The sequence below is a fragment of the Streptomyces sp. NPDC045899 genome, from assembly GCF_056431485.1.
Genome location: NZ_JBWKKP010000003.1, coordinates 177,124 through 193,914, shown reverse-complemented (window position 1 = coordinate 193,914; position 16,791 = coordinate 177,124). Strand labels below are relative to the sequence as shown.

General features: G+C 73.4%; 14 protein-coding genes. 2 read left to right on the top strand and 12 right to left on the bottom strand.

Going from position 1 to position 16,791, the window contains the following annotated elements; translation table 11 throughout:
• Nucleotides 1-141: 141 nt before the first annotated feature.
• From AC07FT_RS05550 to AC07FT_RS05500, 11 genes are all read right to left on the bottom strand, one after another.
• Nucleotides 142-1,371: an arginine deiminase gene (locus AC07FT_RS05550; protein WP_479174182.1), complete on the bottom strand. Its 1,230-nt coding sequence runs from the start codon at nt 1,369-1,371 to the stop codon at nt 142-144.
• 160 nt (nt 1,372-1,531) lie between these two features.
• Nucleotides 1,532-2,332: a hypothetical protein gene (locus AC07FT_RS05545; RefSeq protein ID WP_479174181.1), complete on the bottom strand. Its 801-nt coding sequence runs from the start codon at nt 2,330-2,332 to the stop codon at nt 1,532-1,534.
• A 14-nt stretch (nt 2,333-2,346) separates the two neighbouring features.
• Entirely contained in the window at nt 2,347-4,452 is a 2,106-nt protein-coding gene (locus AC07FT_RS05540; protein ID WP_479174179.1) for a hypothetical protein, read from the bottom strand.
• 398 nt (nt 4,453-4,850) lie between these two features.
• On the bottom strand, nt 4,851-5,570 hold the full coding sequence (locus tag AC07FT_RS05535; protein WP_471192930.1) for a Crp/Fnr family transcriptional regulator: 720 nt from the start codon (nt 5,568-5,570) through the stop codon (nt 4,851-4,853).
• Between the two features lie 231 nt (nt 5,571-5,801).
• Nucleotides 5,802-8,420 carry a polynucleotide kinase-phosphatase gene (locus AC07FT_RS05530; protein ID WP_479174177.1) on the bottom strand — a complete coding sequence of 873 codons (2,619 nt, stop codon included), beginning with the start codon at nt 8,418-8,420 and terminating at the stop codon, nt 5,802-5,804.
• Nucleotides 8,417-10,039, bottom strand: a complete 1,623-nt coding sequence (locus tag AC07FT_RS05525) for a 3' terminal RNA ribose 2'-O-methyltransferase Hen1 (protein ID WP_479174175.1) — start codon at nt 10,037-10,039, stop codon at nt 8,417-8,419. Before AC07FT_RS05525 ends, AC07FT_RS05530 begins: the two co-directional genes overlap by 4 nt.
• A gap of 33 nt (nt 10,040-10,072) precedes the next feature.
• Nucleotides 10,073-11,011 carry a homocysteine S-methyltransferase gene (mmuM, locus tag AC07FT_RS05520; RefSeq protein WP_479174174.1) on the bottom strand — a complete coding sequence of 313 codons (939 nt, stop codon included), beginning with the start codon at nt 11,009-11,011 and terminating at the stop codon, nt 10,073-10,075.
• Between the two features lie 69 nt (nt 11,012-11,080).
• Nucleotides 11,081-12,004, bottom strand: coding sequence for an LLM class F420-dependent oxidoreductase (locus AC07FT_RS05515; RefSeq protein WP_479174172.1), 924 nt, complete (start codon nt 12,002-12,004; stop codon nt 11,081-11,083).
• Between the two features lie 18 nt (nt 12,005-12,022).
• On the bottom strand, nt 12,023-12,508 hold the full coding sequence (locus AC07FT_RS05510) for a DUF6099 family protein (RefSeq protein ID WP_479174171.1): 486 nt from the start codon (nt 12,506-12,508) through the stop codon (nt 12,023-12,025).
• 155 nt (nt 12,509-12,663) lie between these two features.
• Entirely contained in the window at nt 12,664-13,047 is a 384-nt protein-coding gene (locus tag AC07FT_RS05505; RefSeq protein WP_479174169.1) for a nucleotide pyrophosphohydrolase, read from the bottom strand.
• A gap of 169 nt (nt 13,048-13,216) precedes the next feature.
• Nucleotides 13,217-14,380 (bottom strand): AAA family ATPase, encoded by a 1,164-nt coding sequence (locus tag AC07FT_RS05500; protein ID WP_479174167.1) that lies wholly within the window; start codon nt 14,378-14,380, stop codon nt 13,217-13,219.
• Nucleotides 14,381-14,652: 272 nt separating this feature from the next.
• Here AC07FT_RS05500 and AC07FT_RS05495 point away from each other — a divergent pair, with 272 nt between their 5' ends.
• Complete coding sequence (locus tag AC07FT_RS05495; protein WP_479174165.1) at nt 14,653-15,198, top strand: ribonuclease FAU-1 family protein; 546 nt, start codon at nt 14,653-14,655, stop codon at nt 15,196-15,198.
• Nucleotides 15,191-15,718: a hypothetical protein gene (locus AC07FT_RS05490; protein WP_479174163.1), complete on the top strand. Its 528-nt coding sequence runs from the start codon at nt 15,191-15,193 to the stop codon at nt 15,716-15,718. The genes AC07FT_RS05495 and AC07FT_RS05490 overlap by 8 nt, the downstream gene beginning before the upstream one ends.
• 4 nt (nt 15,719-15,722) lie before the next feature.
• On the opposite strand, the gene lhpI is transcribed toward AC07FT_RS05490, so the two are convergent.
• The gene (lhpI, locus tag AC07FT_RS05485) at nt 15,723-16,712 is read right to left on the bottom strand and encodes a bifunctional Delta(1)-pyrroline-2-carboxylate/Delta(1)-piperideine-2-carboxylate reductase (protein WP_479174161.1); all 990 of its coding nucleotides are present in this window, start codon (nt 16,710-16,712) and stop codon (nt 15,723-15,725) included.
• Between the last annotated feature and the right edge of the window lie 79 nt (nt 16,713-16,791).

Genomic DNA, 16,791 nt, shown 5'->3' with positions numbered 1-16,791 from the left:
GGCTCCTCGGTCACGGTGGAACACGGCTGCGGCGGCGGTGCCGCGGCCAGGAACCATGGAAGCATATACGAAGGACTGCATATATACGGAGGGGGTCCTTCGTGCGGCTTCCTTCGTACGGATCCGGGGCCGGTCCGCCGCCTACCCTTCCACGGGATCCCGCTCGACCGGACAGCTCATACACCGCGGTCCGCCCCGGCCCCGCCCCAGCTCGCTGCCCGGGATGTCGATGACCTCGATGCCCCGCTTGCGCAGGAAGGTGTTGGTCGTCGCGTTCCGCTCGTAGGCGACCACCACACCCGGCTCGACCGCGAGCACGTTGCAGCCGTCGTCCCACTGCTCGCGCTCGGCGGCGTGGACGTCCTGGGTGGCGGTGAGCACCCGGATGGAGTCCAGTCCGAGTGCGGCGGCTATCGCACGGTGCATGTGCTCGGGCGGATGGTCGGTGACCTTGAGCTCATGGCCGCCCGCGCCCGGTTCGATGGTGTACGAGCGGAGCATCCCGAGCCCCGCGTACTGGGTGAAGGTGTCCCCGTCGACCATCGTCATCACGGTGTCCAGGTGCATGAAGGCCCGCCCCTTGGGCATGTCCAGGGCCACGATGGTGCGGGCCGAACCCGCCGCGAAGAGCCGGTGGGCCATCATCTCCACCGCCTGCGGGGTGGTCCGCTCGCTCATGCCGATCAGCACCGCGCCCTTGCCGATCACCAGCACATCGCCGCCCTCGATGGTCGAGGGGTAGGCCGCCTGTCCCTCCGACCAGACGTGGAAGTCCTCGTCGGCGAAGAGCGGGTGGTGCCGGTAGACGGCCTCGTAGTGGACGGTCTCGTGCCAGCGGGCGGGCCAGCGCATCGCGTTGATGGAGACCCCGTCGTAGACCCACGCGGAGGCGTCCCGGGTGAAGAGGTGATTGGGCAGCGGATTGACGAGGAAGTCATCGGCGTCCATGGCGTGGAACCGGACGGAGACCGGTTCCGGGTACCGCGCCAGATACTCCCGCTTGGTCATTCCGCCGATCAGCGCCTCGGTCAGCTCGGGGGCGGTGAGCTCGTCGAAGGCGGCGCGCAGATGGTCGGTGACGAGCGGACCGTACTCCTTCTCGTCGAAGACCCGGTCCAGCACCAGCGACCGCGCCGGTGGAAGGGCGAGGCTCTCGGCGAGCAGATCGCCGAAGAGGTGGACCTCGACACCGCGGTCGCGCAGCACATCGGCGAAACCGTCGTGCTCCTGGCGGGCCCGCCGCACCCACAGGACGTCGTCGAAGAGCAGTGCGTCCTTGTTGGACGGTGTGAGCCGCTTCAGCTCCAGGTCGGGGCGGTGCAGGATGACGCGGCGCAGCCGCCCGGCCTCGGAGTCCACGTGGAATCCCATGCACCCATCTTCGCCGCTCCGGGCCCACGGTGAACGTCCCGCGACACACGTATCCGCGATGATGTCCGGTACCTGCCTTCCCCCGGCCCGGTCGCGGAGGGCCGGGAGCGCCGCTGCGGACCGCCGCCGGGGCCGGGGGCACAGCGGGTGACGGCCCCGCTCATCCCGCCGCGAGCACCACGATCAGCACCAGCGCCACGGCGATGAAGCCCAGCAGGGCCGAAACCCACAGCTGGCCCGGCTGCAGTTCGATCCGCCCGCCGTCGTCCGCCCCGCGCCGCGGCCGGAAGCGCCGCCGCCGCGTCTTCGGCCGGGCGGTCCGGCGCACCTCCTCCTCGCGCTCCCGGCACTCCTCGGCGACCGCGCCGAACAGCGCCTTCCAGCCCCGCTCACCGAATCCGGTGGGCTTCCGGGTGCCGAGGATCCGGCGCACCACCTCACCGCCGGCGCCGTCACCCGCACTCCACAGACCGGGCAGGACACACGCCATCAGCTCGGGCACCGCCCCGCGCTCCGCGTACGGGCGCACCAGGCCCTCGTAGAGCATCAGCGCGTTGCGCACGCGCAGCCGGGCGTCCGGCTCCGGACCCGTCCCGCCGGGGTTCTGGCGACCGGCCGGGGCATCGAGGTAGAGATGGGCTACCAGCACCTTCTCGCAGACCGCGTCCGCCAGCCCCGGCCCCCGCTCCGGCGCCCGGCGCACCAGCTCGACGACGATCCGGGTGGCCCGCCCGGCGGGCGGCCCCTCGTCGAGCGCGCTGAGCAGTACCCCGTCGTCGGCCTCGCGCAGCGCGGCAGCGAGGTCGTCCCCGCCAGTGCGCAGCGCCTCGCGCAGCCGCCGCGCGCCGGTCACCGAGAACCGGCGGGCGGGGGTGTCGCGGGGCGTGGCCTCCCGCGCGCCGCCGGGCCCGCTCTCCTCCTCCGCACACGTCGTGCGGTCCGTCTCCGTCTCCTTCACCATCCCCGTTCCTCTCCTCACAGCGCTTCCAGCACCTCCCGTATCCGCGTGGCCGCCCGGACGTCGAGCGGTTCGTCTCCGTCCTGTGCCAACCGGGGCAGGAAGCCGCACAACACCGCCAGTTGCCGTTCGTCGCGGGCCGCCCGCCGGATCCAGCCGACGAGCGCGTCCTCGGCGGCACCGGCCGAACGGGCCCAGGTCAGCGCGGCCCGCAGCAGTTCGGACAGCTGGGGCGCGCAGCCGGGCCGGGCGGCCAGCAGCGCCGTGGCCAACGGCCAGGCGGCGTAGGGCTCCAGCTCCGGCACCTCCGCGAGACCCCACAGATACGAGGTGCGGGTGGTGACCGCGCGCAGCGCCGTCAGCAGCGCCAGGTCACGGCGGGGTCTGCGCGGGTCGCGCAGCCAGTGGGTGAGCCCGTCCAGCACCGCTTCCGGCTCCGTCCCGGCCAGCAGCCGCACCGCCCCGTAGGAGGTGGTGACGCCGCCGTCGGCACAGGCGATCCGGCCCAGCTCCGCCAGGGACGCCGGGACCGAACCCGCCGCCAGGCCGTAGCCGTGGGCGAGCGCCGCGGTCTCGCGCTCGCGTTCGTCCTCACCACGCGCCCAGGCGCGCAGCAGACCGTCCACGGCGGGGCGTATCTCGGGGGCGCGGGACGCCTCGGCGAGCGCGGTGGCGGCCGCCATGCGCTGCACCGGGCTGTCGCTGCGCACCAGCGGCAGCAGCAGTTCGACCAGTCCGTAGAGGTAGTCGCGGGCGCACAGCACCCCCGCGGCGACCGCGGCCCGCACCCAGACCTGCGGACGCGGGTCGTCGCACAGCGTCCGCAGCCAACGGGCCACCGGACCGCGGAGGTTGTGGTGCCCGTCCCACACCTCGCAGAGCACCGCGGGCGCCAGCCGCCGCCCCTGGAACCACACGGCGCGGACCGGCACGGACGCTTCGCCGAGGTCCTCCACACCGTCGCCGCACACCGCGCGGGCGGTGGCGGGGGCGACCCCGGGGCGGGCGGTGAACAGCGGTCGGCCCGGGGCGTACTGGGGGTCGAGGGTGACGGCCAGCTCCCAGGTCAGCAGTTCGGCGGCCTCGGAGGTGAGACTGTGCGCGGAGCCGTTGAAGACGGCGAGGGCGATCCGCAGCGCGGCGGCCCGCAGTTCGGGCAGGGCCGCGGGCAGGGTGTCGGGGCGGCCGGGGGCCGTGAACCACGCACGCGCCTGGCGCGGGGCGAACGACCGGCAGTGCGCCAGCAGCCGGGCGTCGGAGATCCGTCCCCGTGCGTGATCGGCGAGGTGGCCGGCGAGCCGCGCCGCCTCAGCGGGGCGCAGCTCGTCCAGACCGAGGGCCTCGGCCACTTCGGGCCGGGCGGCGGTGGACCGGGCCGGTTCCAGCAGTTCGGCGGGGCCCTCCGCGAGCAGGTCGGCGAGATGGCCGTCGAGGACGCCGTCGGCGGCGGGCGGCTCGTACGGCAGCGCATGACGGCCGGTGCCCAGCAGCCGTTCGGCCACCGGGCCGCCGGGAACGAGGACCACGGCGAACGCCCCGTGCTCGACGAGCCGGGTGCGCAGCCGGTCGAGGCGGATGTCCGTCGGTGGCGGCCCCGGCGTGGTCATGGCTCCGGTGGAGTCGGTGGAATCGGTGGCTCCGGCGGGGAGTTCGATGAGGTAGCCATGACCTCGGTGGAACCGCTGCCGCTCCACGGAGGTGCCGAGGAGCAGGCCGGGGCCGAGGCGTTCGACCCCGCCTCCGGTGCGTGCGGCACAGGCGGCCAGGAGTGCGAGACCGGTCCAGGCCCGGCCGGTGCCGGGTTCGCCGCACAGCGCGAGCAGATGGGTGCGCCGCAGCCGCTCCCGCAGGGCGCAGTGACCGGGGGCGGGCCGGTGGAGCCGGTGCAGCCGCGCCAACTCCTCCTCGGATACGGGCCCTTCGGGGAGAGCGGACCACACCTCCTCGCCGGATCCGGCGGGCAGCGGTGCCGGACCGTCGGCGATGTGCAGATGGGCCCGGGCCTCGCGCGCGGTGCGGGCGCCGCCCGGCTCGCCCGCGCCGTCCAGCGGGCCGCCCTGAGGGATGTCCAGCCGCCGGATGCCGGTGTCCGCGGTGAGGTCGGTGTTCTCGGTTCCGTTCATGGCCCGCCGTCCTTCGCGCCGCCCGCCCCCGGATGGCCGGGGGCTCGTCGTCTTCGCGTGGGGGTGTGGGATGCGGGAGCGCCGGGGCCCGGGGCCCGGGGTGCTGTGCCCCGGTGCGCCGTACCGCCCGTGCCGTGCCGCCCGGTGGTCGTGCCGCCTGTGCCGTGCCGCCCGGGTGCCCGACTGCCGGCCCGCCGGAGGCGGGGTCCGGAGCGGGCGGCGGGACGTCTCTCCCCCTGCCCGTCCCACCGCCCCTCTCCGGTACCGGGCGCCGGGCCGTGTGCACCCCCGTCGCACACGGTCCCGCTCCCGTGCCCGTCCAGCGTGCCCGGGGAGCGGTCCGGGGGCTGTAGCCGTTTACACAGTCGCGGAAACGGGCGGGGCGTACGCGCCGGCGCTCAGTCGCGGGGGCGCGCCAGGATCTGTTCGCCCGTCGCGCGCCCCTCGGCCAGCAGCCGCAGCAGGCCGAGGTCCGTCACCTCGAAACGGCGTGCGGCGGTCCGTACGACACCCTGGTCGCGCAGCAGCCGCAGCGCCTTGGCGACCGCTTCCCTGGTCGAGCCCACGGCAGCGGCGATGTCGTGCTGCGGCAGCGGGAGATCGACGGTGATGGCGCCACCGGGGCCGGAGTGACCGGTGCGCTCGGCGAGTTCGACCAGCCGCGCGGCGAGCCGCTGGAGTACCTTCTCGGAGGCGAGGGAGCGCCGTTCGCCGTCGGAACTGCGCAGCCGGGAGCTGAACTGACGCATGATCAGCACAGTGGCGACCGGACGGGCCGCCAGATAGGCGCGGAACCGGTCGCCGGAGACCACCACCGCCTCCATCCGCCCGAGCGCGGTGACGGTGGCGCTGCGCGAACCGTGGTCCACCGCGGCCTGGTCGCCGACGACTTCGCCCGCGCCGCGCAGCGCGAGGATCAGCCGGACACCGCGCTCGGTCTCCACCGAGACGGTGGCCCAGCCGGAGGTGATGGCGACGACGAAGGTCGTGCGGTCGTGTTCACGCAGGACGACCTCGGAGGGGGCGTAGGCCCTGGGACTGCCGAGTGCGAGCAGCGCGCGCCGGTCGTCGGCGGGAAGCGCGTGGAGGAACGGCCGTCCGTCCTCGAAGAGACTCATCCGCCCTCCCCGCTCTGCTCGTTGGTCGTCACGCTCGCGGAGAACCGAAGGGCTGGGGTCGGTCTGCTGGTGGAGACGATCGGAAGGCGACGATGGGATCGAGCAGCACGCTAGGCAGCTGGCACGGTCACGTCAATGGTCTCGCGCCGGTCGCGCCCCGCCGTGCCCCGGCACCGCACGCCGGAGCCCGCCGCTCGGGCGGACTCCGGCGGACGGCTCCGGCGGGCTGGGCTACAGCCGGGGGTCAACCGGCTCGGACTCCAGCGCGAGCACCGCGAAGACCGCCTCGTGCACCCGCCACAGCGGCTCACCGTCGGCCAGCCGGTCCAGCGCCTCGAGCCCGAGCGCGTACTCCCGCAGCGCGAGGGAGCGCTTGTGGCCGAGGTGGCGCACCCGCAGCCGGTCCAGATTGTCCGGACGGGTGTACTCCGGGCCGTAGATGATGCGCAGGTACTCACGGCCGCGGCATTTCACACCCGGCTGGACCAGACGGCCGTCGCCCTTGCGCACAAAGCCCTGGAGCGGTTTGACGACCATGCCCTCGCCCCCGGCCGCCGTCAGGTCCAGCCACCACTGCGTCCCGGCGGCGCGGGAGGAGTCGTCCTCGGTGTCGACGATCAGACGGCGGGTGGGGACGAGCAGCGGCCGCTCCCGCTCCGGAGCGGCGTCACCCGGCGTGTCGGCCTCGACCATCCGGTCGATCAGCGCGAGCTGCTGGTCATGCGGCAGCGCGGCCAGGCTGCGGCCCTGTGCGGCGAGGATCTGGAACGGCGCCATCCGGACACCCTCCAGCCCGTCGACGGGCCAGCAGTAGCGCCGGTAGGCGTCGGTGAACGCCGCAGCGTCCGCGGCGCGGCCCCGGTGCTTGTCGAGCAGCCCCGACACCTCCACCCCGCGCGCCGCCGCGCCCTCCAGCGCGGTGAGCACACCGGGGAGGACGGCGCGCGAGGCGGCGCCGACCGCCGCGTACTGGCTGCGCAGCAGTCCCGCGGCCTTCAGCGACCAGGGCATCAGCTCCGCGTCCAGCAACAGCCAGTCGGTGTCCAGCTCCTGCCAGAGCCCGGCGCCCTCGACGGCCCGGCCCACCCGGCGCAGCACGGTCTCCATCAGCGCCGGGTCGTCGAAGAACGGCCGGCCGGTGCGGGTGTACACCATGCCGGACACCCCGTCCGGTGCGTCGAAGCGCTTCCGCGCGACCTCCTCGTCACGGCAGACCAGGGCCACCGCGCGGGAGCCCATGTGCTTCTCCTCGCAGATCACCTCGCGCGCCCCGTCGGCGCGGTAGGCGGCGAATGCCTCGGCCGGGTGCTCCAGATAGCCCTCCTCCGTGGAGGTGGCGCAGGGCGCCATGGTGGGCGGGAGGTAGCCGAGCAGCCGCGGGTCGACCGCGAACCGGCTCATCACCTCCAGCGCCGCCGCCGCGTTCTCCTCCTTGACCGCGATCCGGCCCATGTGCCGGGTCTCCACCACCCGGCGGCCCTGCACGTCTCCGAGGTCCAGCGGACGGCCCTCGGCCCCGCCCGGGGCTTCGTTGGTCAGCGGCTTCACCGGCTCGTACCAGATCCGCTCGGCCGGGACGTCCACCAATTCCCGCTCCGGCCAGCGCAGTGCGGTCATCCGGCCGCCGAAGACACAGCCGGTGTCCAGACAGATGGTGTTGTTGAGCCAGGAGGCCACAGGGGTCGGTGTGTGGCCATAGACCACCGCGGCGCGGCCCCGGTAGTCCTGGGCCCACGGATAGCGCACGGGCAGCCCGAACTCATCGGTCTCACCGGTGGTGTCCCCGTACAGCGCGTGCGAGCGGACCCGGCCCGAGGTGCGGCCGTGGTACTTCTCGGGCAGCCCGGCGTGACACACCACCAGCGCCCCGCCGTCCAGCACATAGTGGCTGATCAGCGACTCGATGAAGACCCGGGCCCGGTCGCCGAACTCCGGGTCCTCGATGTGCTCCCGCTCCAGCTGCTCCACGGTCTCGGCGAGGCCGTGGGTGACCTGGACCTTGCGGCCCTTGAGGTAGCGGCCGAGCTTGTTCTCGTGGTTGCCGGGCACGCACAGCGCCCCGCCCGAGGCCACCATCCCCATCACCAGGCGCAGCACCCCCGGGCTGTCGGGGCCACGGTCGACGAGGTCGCCGACGAAGACCGCGGTACGGCCCTCGGGGTGGGTGGCGTCGACCGGGCGGCCGCGCTCGTCACGGCGCAGGACGTAGCCCAGCCTGCCGAGCAGGGTCTCCAGCTCGGAGCGGCAGCCGTGGATGTCACCGACGATGTCGAACGGACCGGTGAGGTGGCGCAGGTCGTTGTAGCGGCGCTCGGTGGTGATCTCCGCGGCGTCGACCTCCTCCGGGCCGCGCAGGACGTGCACCTTGCGGAAGCCCTCGCGCTCCAGGGACTTCAGGGAACGGCGCAGCTCGCGGCGCTGGCGCGGGATGACATGGGTGGGCATCCCGGCGCGGTCCGGCCGCGCCGCGTTGCGCCGGGCGCACTCGGCCTCGGGGACGTCGAGGACGATGGCGACGGGGAGGACGTCGTGCTCGCGCGCGAGCCTGATCAGACTGCGGCGGGCCTCGGGCTGGACGTTGGTGGCGTCCACGACGGTCAGCCGGCCGGCCGCCAGCCTCTTGCCCGCGATGTAGTGCAGGACGTCGAAGGCGTCGGGGGTGGCGCTCTGGTCGTTCTCGTCATCGGCGACCAGCCCGCGGCAGACGTCGGAGGAGACGACCTGGGTGGGCAGGAAATGGCGCCGGGCGAAGGTGGACTTGCCGGAACCGGTGGTGCCGATGAGGACCACCAGGGACAGGTCGGGTACGGCGAGGCTGCGCCTGGCGGTGGTGAGGTCGGTGTCGGTCACGCGGCCGCCTCCTTCGCGGTCGTAGTGCTGGTGGTCTCGGTGCCGGTGTCGCTGCTACTCGTGCTCGTGCCGTGGTCAGTGCTTGTGCCGCTGTCGGTGCGTGTGTCGCCGTCACCGAGGCGGAACAGGGCGAGCTGGGTGGGCGGCCCCACCTCGGGGTCGTCCGGTCCGACGGGGCGGAACTCCACGGTGTAGCCGTGCCGTTCGGCGACCTGCCGGGCCCAGCCGCGGAACTCCTCCCGGGTCCATTCGAAGCGGTGGTCGGGGTGGCGCGCCTTCCCGGCGGGCAGCGTCTCCCAGCGCACGTTGTACTCGACGTTGGGCGTGGTCAGCACGACGGCGCGGGGCCGCGCGGCGCCGAACACGGCGTACTCCAGAGCGGGCAGCCGCGGGGGATCCACATGCTCGATCACCTCGCAGAGCACCGCCGCGTCATAGCCGCGCAGCCTGCTGTCGGTGTACGCGAGCGACCCCTGCATCAGCTTCAGCCGGGCCGACTGCCGCTCGGACATCCGGTCCAGCCGCAGCCGCCGCGCCGTCTCGTTGAGCGCGCGCATCGACACATCGACGCCGACGATCTCGGTGAACCGCACGTCCTTCAGCAGCGCCACCAGCAACTGCCCCTGTCCGCAGCCGAGGTCGAGCACCCGGGCGGACTCGGTCCCGCGCAACGCCTCGAGGATCGCCTCGCGCCGCTGGACTGCCAGCGGCACCGGCTTCCCGGCATCCGCCGTCTCCCCGTCGTCCACTCCTCCCCCGGTCGCCGGTGTCCCGTCATCGTCACCCTCGCCGCCGGACTCTTCCGTGGTCCCGGCGACCGCGTTGTCGATCTCCTCCACCTCGGTGTCGTCCGCCTCGGCGAGCCGGGCCAGCTCCAGCCGCTCCAGCGCGTTGCGCGTCAGCGACCAGCGGCGGGCCAGATAGCGGCTGGTGATCAGCCGCTGTTCGGGGTGGTCCTCCAGCCAGCCCTCCCCGGACCGCAGCAGCTTGTCCACCTCGTCCGGGGCGACCCAGTAGTGCTTGGCGCCGTCCAGCACCGGCAGCAGCACATACAGATGGCGCAGTGCGTCGGCCAGCCGCAGCTCGCCCTCCAGCACCAGCCGGACGTACCGGGAGTCACCCCATTCGGGGAACTCCTCGTCCAGTGCGACTGGTTCGGCCGTCACCGTCCACCCCAGCGGTGCGAAGAGCCGCTCGACCAGCTCGGCACCGCCGCGGGCGGGCAGCGCGGGCACCTCGATCCGCAGCGGCATCGGCCGCGCCGGCAGCTCGGGCCGGGCCCTGCACTGGCCCCGCAGCGCGCTGGAGAAGACATTGCTCAGCGCCACGGCGAGCAGTGAGGAGGCCGCGTACGGACGGTCGTTGACGTACTGCGCCAGTGCGGAGTCGGGCGCGCCGCCCCGGCCCTTGCCACGCCCGCGCCGCACCAGCGCCACGGGGTCCACCTCGAGCATCAGCGCCGCTGTGCAGCGCTGAGGGGTCGCCTCGGGGTAGAGGACATGCGCGGTGCCATGGGAGGTGGAGAACCGCTGCGCCTTGTCGGGATGCTTGTGCAGCAGAAACCCGAGGTCGGTCGCGGGGCGCTCATCGGTGCCGGTGGTGGTAATCGTCAAGAACACCCGTCCGAGTATCACCGTCCGGCGACCTCGTTCCTAATGCTTTCTCAGCAAATCGCCCAACTCGGCGATCCGGTCCGGTCCCACCCGGCAGCAACCACCGATGAGCCGTGCCCCGGCGTCCCGCCAGGCCCGCACCCGGTCCGCGCCGAACGTCGGCCGCCCGCGCCAGCCGCGCGCCGCGGCATCCCACTCCTCTCCGCTGTTCGGATAGACCACCACCGGCTTTCCGGTGGTGCCGGCCGCGATCCGCACGGCCCGGTCGGCGTCCTGTGGTGCACAGCAGTTGACGCCGACGGCGACCACCTGGTCGTGCCCGGCGGCCAGGGCGAACGCCTCGGCCAGGGGCTGCCCGGCCCGGGTGGTCTCCCCCGCGATGCTGTACGAGAGCCAGACGGGCACCCCGCACCCCTCGACCGCCCGCAGCAGCGCCTCCGCCTCATCGCTGTCCGGCACGGTCTCCAGCGCCAGCACATCCGGTGCGGCCCCGGCCAGTGCCTCGATCCGCGGCCGGTGGAACCGCTCCAGCTCCGCCACGCTCAGCCCGTACCGCCCGCGGTATTCACTGCCGTCCGCGAGCATCGCGCCGTACGGGCCGACGGAGGCGGCCACCCACACCCGTCCGGCACTCTCCGGAGCCCTCTTCGTGGCCCCGGCCGCCTCTTCCGCCGCGCTCCGGGCCAGCCGCACACTGCGCCGCAGCAGCTCCGCCGCCTCCTCATGGCCCACCCCCCGGCGGGCGAACCCCTCATAGGTCGCCTGATAGCTGCTGGTGATCAGCACCTGTGCGCCCGCCCGCGCATAGGCCAGGTGCGCGGCCTCGATCTGCCCGGGTTCGTCGGCCAGCAGCCGCGCCGACCAGAGATCGTCGGACAGATCGCAGCCCTGCGCCTCCAACTGGTTGGACAGCCCGCCGTCGAGGACGAGTGGTGGACCTTCCAGCGCGGCGGTGAAGGACATCGGTCGGGCGGACATCGTGGGTACTCCTGGTCGGCGGGCTGGTCGGGGCTGGGACTGAAACTGGTCCGGACGGCGGGCGGGGTATCAGCCCAGCTGGGCCTGGACCTGGGAGGAGATCAGCTCCAGGTGGTCGAGATCGTCCAGGTCCAGGATCTGGAGGTAGATCCGGGACGCTCCGGCCTCCGCATAGCGGCCGATCTTGTCGACGACCTCGGCCGGGGACCCCGCCAGCCCGTTCTCCCTCAGCTCCTCGACCTCCCGGCCGATCGCCGCGGCCCGCCGTGCGACCTCGGCGTCATCCCCGCCGACGCAGGCCACCAGCGCGTTGGAGTACACCAGGTCGTCCCCCTTGCGACCGGCGGCCTCGGCCGCCTCCCGCACCCGGCCGAACTGCCGCACGGTGTCGGCGACCGAGGCGAAGGGCATATTGAACTCATCCGCGAACCGCGCCGCCAGCCGCGGGGTGCGGGTCGCCCCGTGACCGCCGATCAGCACCGGCACCCTGTTCCCCGCGGGCTTGGGCAGCGCGGGCGAATCGGCCAGCTGGTAGTGCGCCCCGTCGTAGCCGAAGGTCTCCCCGGCCGGTGTCTCCCACAGACCGGTGACGATCTCCAACTGCTCTTCCAGCCGGGCGAACTTCTCCTTCGGGAACGGGATTCCGTAGGCCCGGTGCTCCTCATCGAACCAGCCCGCGCCCAGCCCCAGCTCGACCCGGCCGCCGGACATCTGGTCGACCTGCGCCACCTGGATCGCGAGCACGCCCGGCAGCCGGAACGTGGCGGCGGTCATCAGGGTGCCGAGCCGGATCCGCCGGGTCTCGCGGGCCAGCCCGGCCAGGGTGATCCACGCGTCGGTCGGGCCCGGCAGCCCGTCGACATCGCCCATGCGGAGGTAATGGTCCGAGCGGAAGAAGGCGTCGAAGCCAAGGGCCTCGGTGGCCTTGGCAACGGTCAGCAGGGTGTCGTAGCTCGCCCCCTGCTGGGGCTCGGTGAAGATGCGAAGATCCATGCACTCCATCCTGCCTCGTCATGCCGCGCCGCCCCACTCTCCGCTCCACTCCCGCACCGTGAGGTGCCTGAGCATGCCGTGCACCCGGTCCCTGGCCTCGTCCGCCGCGTCGATCGCCTCCACGCACTGCCAGTACAGCGCCTCCTCCTCGGTGTTGGACGCCACTCCCACCAGGGCGAACCCCGCCTCCGCCAGCAGGTCCCCCAGCGCGAGCAGCACCGCCTTGGGGTCCCGCACCTCCGACAGCTGCGCGGCCCGTAAGCCGCCGTTGTGCAGCGCCGGGTGGTGCAACGCGGGGTGGAAGAGGGCGCCCCTCGCCCTGCCACCCGCCTCGCACAGCCCTCGTGCCTCGCCCCGCGCCGCCGCCGGGCCGCTGACCACGAAATATCCGCCGACCGCCTCTGCCAGTGCCTGGACCTGCCAGGCTTCGGCCACGATGTCGTGCACACTCCCGGCCTTGGCCAGGGCGTGCCGCGTGACACCGATCAGCCGCATCGCGTCCATGCCCCGCTCCCCTCTCAACGGATTTCTCGCACCCGTCACTCCTCCACTACCCAGAGTGATGACTAACAGGCCGAAAAGCTAGGGGAATTCAGGAATCTGTTGACAACAGTTGCGTTGTGGATAACGTCGCCACTACCGAGAGTTACGGACGGGGTTCAGGGGGCCTTCGCCGGGAACCGTGCCTCATTGCGGTCGATCTTCGCGGAGAGCGCGGCGAGTGCGTCGACCCCCAACACCTCGCAGAACTGGAGCAGATAGGCCAGCACATCGGCGACCTCGTCCTCGACGCGGGCAGCCTGCCCCGCGTCCTCCATCACCCGCGCCGACTGCTCCGGCGTGAGCCATTGGAAGATCTCCACCAGCTCCGACGCCTCGACGCTCAGCGCCGCCGCCAGGTTCTTGGGGGTGTGGTACTGCTGCCAGTCGCGCGCCGCCGCGAACGCGGCCAGCCTGCCCTGGAGCCCCGCCACGTCGAGGCCGTCGGCACGGCCCCCGGACGGACGGGGCCCACCGCCCGCAGATCCGCCCGTGGGCTCCATGCCCACGGCGGACCCGCTCGCCGGGGACGCACTCGTCGGGGACCCGCCGGCCTGGGACCCGCCCATCGGGGGCCCGCTCCCGACCGGCTGACCGCCGACCGGCTGGCTCCCGGGCGACCGACCATCCGACGACTGGTTCTTCAGGGGCTGACTCTTCGGGGACTGGCTCTCAGGAGACTCGCTCACGCCCCAGGTCTACCACCGTGACGGGGGCACCCCCCAACGCCCCCGTCAGGTCCCCCACCGCCCCGACCGTGCCGACGAGCCGGATGTGCCCCCGTGCGCACATCCGGGCCGCCACCCCCACCAGCTCCCGGGCCTGCCGCCGGTCCAGGCACCGGTCGAACCCGTCCGCGAGCACCGTCAGCGCCTGGCGGGCGGGCAGCACATCGGCCGCCGGGTCCACCGCCAGCACCCCCGGTCCGGTGAGCAGCACCAGCGCGAGCGCGATGTACCGCAGCTCGCCGTCCCCCAGCTGCTCCACCGGCATGGAGCCCAGCGGGCCCTGTTCCAGCAGGGCCCGCACCACCCCGTCCGCGCGCCCCTCCGTCACCAGACCCTCGACCGGCCCCGCGCAGCCCGCCCGGACCGCCGCGACCAGCGCCGCGTGGCGGCTGCCGCACTCCCGGCTGGTCCGCCGCAGCACCGCCGCCAGGTTCTCGCAGCCGCCGCGTAACCGGCCGTCACGCGGCGGCGCCGGTGCCCGCATCCGCTCCGGCCGCGGATCGCAGGGGAAGACCGAACGCAGCGCGATGACCACCTGCTCGGCGGCGGACAGCGCCAGCCGCTGCCCCTCCGTGGTGCCCGCCACCCGCAGCGGCAGCAGCGAGGTGGCCAGCCGGTCGTCGGGCAGCGGCGCGCGGGTGACCGCGACCGCCCCGGCGGTGTGCCAGGCCGCCTGGACACAGCGCCGCCCCGGGTCGCGCAGCGCGGTCTCCAGCAGGATCTCCCCCGCGCCGGTCAGCCGCTCGCCCACGATCCGCAGCTCGGGCTCGGCCTGTACGGCGACGTCCAGCCGCACCGGCCCGACCGGACCGTCCACCGTGCAGCCGATCCGGAAGCCGCGCCGCCCTTGCCGGTCCGGCCGCGCCCAGCGCGGGATGTACGCCGCCGGATCGCGGAACACCTCCGGGAGCCGGGCGCCGCCCGCGAGCCGCCCGAGGGCCGTGTACGCCTCCAGCACACCGGACTTGCCGCTGCCACTGGGGCCGGAGATCAAGGTCAGCGGACCCAGCGAGAAGGAGGCACGGCGGTGCCTCTTGAAGGCCGACAGCCTCAACTCGGAGACGATGGGCCGCAGTTCGGTCCTGGGCAGCAGCCCCGATGCGCTCATGCCTGGAACATATCCCTGGAATATACCGGCGAACCGTTACGCCTTCCGTATCTTCCTACCATCGGGGGATAAGGGTGGTTACCGAAGATGACCCTGAGCCGCCGGATGACCAGGGAAATGGAGTGGCCGCTGTGACCACGTGTACGAAAGGCTCGGCGACGGCACCGGCGACGAACGGCCACGGCTCACCGCCCACCGGGGCGCCGCGCGCCACACCACACGGCGCGCACGAGCCCGAGCACGCCCACCGAAGCGGGGAGAGCGAAACCACCATGAGCGGCACGGACACCACGACACCCGGCACACTGACACCGGGCGGCGGGATCACGGTCAGACTCGTCAAACACCCTCGCCCCGACGTCCGTTACCCCGCCACCGTGGTCGCCGACGACGGCGTACGGGTGACCGTGCGCGCCCCCTGGGCCGGTGCGGCGGTGCGCGACTTCGGCTTCGTCCGCTTCGAGAGCGGTGACGTCTTCACCGAGCACTACTGGCGCGACCGCTGGTACGCGGTCAAGGAGGTCCGGTCGGCCTCCGGCACGCTCAAGGGCTGGTACTGCGACATCACACGGCCCACCGAGGTCGAGCCGGACACCCTGGTCGTCACCGACCTCGATCTGGACCTGTGGGTCTCGGCCGACCGGACGTCCGCCCTGCGGCTGGACGAGGACGAGTTCCTGGAGAGCGGACTCGCCGAGCGCGACCCGGCCGCCGCCGGACGGGCCCGTGAGGCCCTCGACGAACTGGAACGGCTCGTGCGCGAGGGCGGGTTCGACGCCCTGCTCACCGGGAGCCCGGCACGGGACGGCCGTGGCTGACAACACCTTCTGGATCGCCGCCCTCACCGGTGGCACCGCCGTCGTGGCCAGCTGGGTCACCAGCCGCGGCAACACCCGCGCGGCCCGTATACAGGCGGACACCGCGGCGCTCGCCCAGCGGGCGGAGCGGCTGCGCGACAGCCGGCGCACCGCCTATCTGGACCTCATCGAACAGGCCCACGGCATGGGTGAGTTGTACTGGGAGGTGTCCGCGGCCGACCGGACCGGTGAGGTCCGGCGCCGCCCCCCGGTCCTCGACGAACTGGCCGAACGCGAACGTGACGAGTACGGCAAGCTGCGCCGCTGCGTCCGGGTGGTGGAGCTGGAGGGTCCGGCCGCCGCGGCCGCCGCGGCGAACGCACTGCAGAAGTCGACCGGTCGCTTCCACCGGGCCCTGGGCGCGATGCGCGCCGGGGACACGGAGGCGGCGGACCGCTTCGACAGCGCCTACCGGCCGTTCTGGCAAGCCCTGACCGAATTCGTCGACGCGGCGCGGACCGCCCTGCACGAGGCACAGTGACGCCTCAGCCGGTCCTCGCCCCGCGGTAGACCAGGGCCGCCGCAGCCAGGTCGGCGAGTCCGCTGCCGACGGTCTTGAACACGGTGATCTCCTCGTGGCCGCGGCGGCCTGGCACCTCCTCCCGGCACAGCTGAGGCAGGGTGCCCAGCACCCCGTCCGGGGCGAGCGCGCCGGAGGCGATCGGCTGGGTCAGATCGCCGGACTCCTCCAGCGCGACCGGGGTGTCGACATAGACGGAGCCGCGCCGTACGCAGGTGTCGTCCGCCTCCCGCATGATGGGCCGGAAGCTGCCGATCAGATCGAGGTGGGTGCCCGGGCGCAGCCATTCACCGCATACCAGGGGTTCGGTGGCCAGGGTCGCGCAGCTGATCACATCGGCGGAGGCCACCGCCTCGGCCCGGTCCGGCGCCACCCGCGCGTCCAGCCCCTCCGCGCGCAACTGCCCTGCCAGCCGCTCGGCATGTGCGGGGGTGCGGTCATGGACGAGCACCGTCCGGATATCGAGCACACTGCGGTACGCGGCGGCCGCGAGACGGGCGATGTGACCCGCGCCGATGACCAGAAGGGTCGTGCTGTCCGGGCGGGCGAGGTAGGAGGCGGCGAGTGCGGAGGTGGCCATTGTGCGGCGCCGGGTCAGCTCGTTGCCGTCGATCAGCGCCAGGTGCTCACCGGTGGCGGCGCTGGCGAGGAGGTAGGCCGAGGACAGCGCCGGACGCCCCTGGTCGGCGTTCCGGGGGAAGACGTTGACCAGCTTGACGCCCACGAAGTCGCCCTCGGCCCAGGTCCCCGGGGTCCAGGACGGCATCAGGAGCAGGGTGGCGTCACTCCGTTCGTCCAGGGTGTGGTGGTGGCGCGGCGGGGTGTGGGCACCGCGGGCGAAGCCCTGTCGCAGCGCGGGGATCAGCGCGTCGAACGGCAGCGCACGGATGGTGTCCTCGGCGGTGAAGCGCAGCATGGCGTCCTTGGGGCGTGAGGCGGCTGACGGCTCGGACATTACTCGCTGGTAACCGGTTACCGGCTACCAGTGCCGGGTACGATGCAACCGCCCTCGCCCCGGCGTCAAGGGCCCGTGG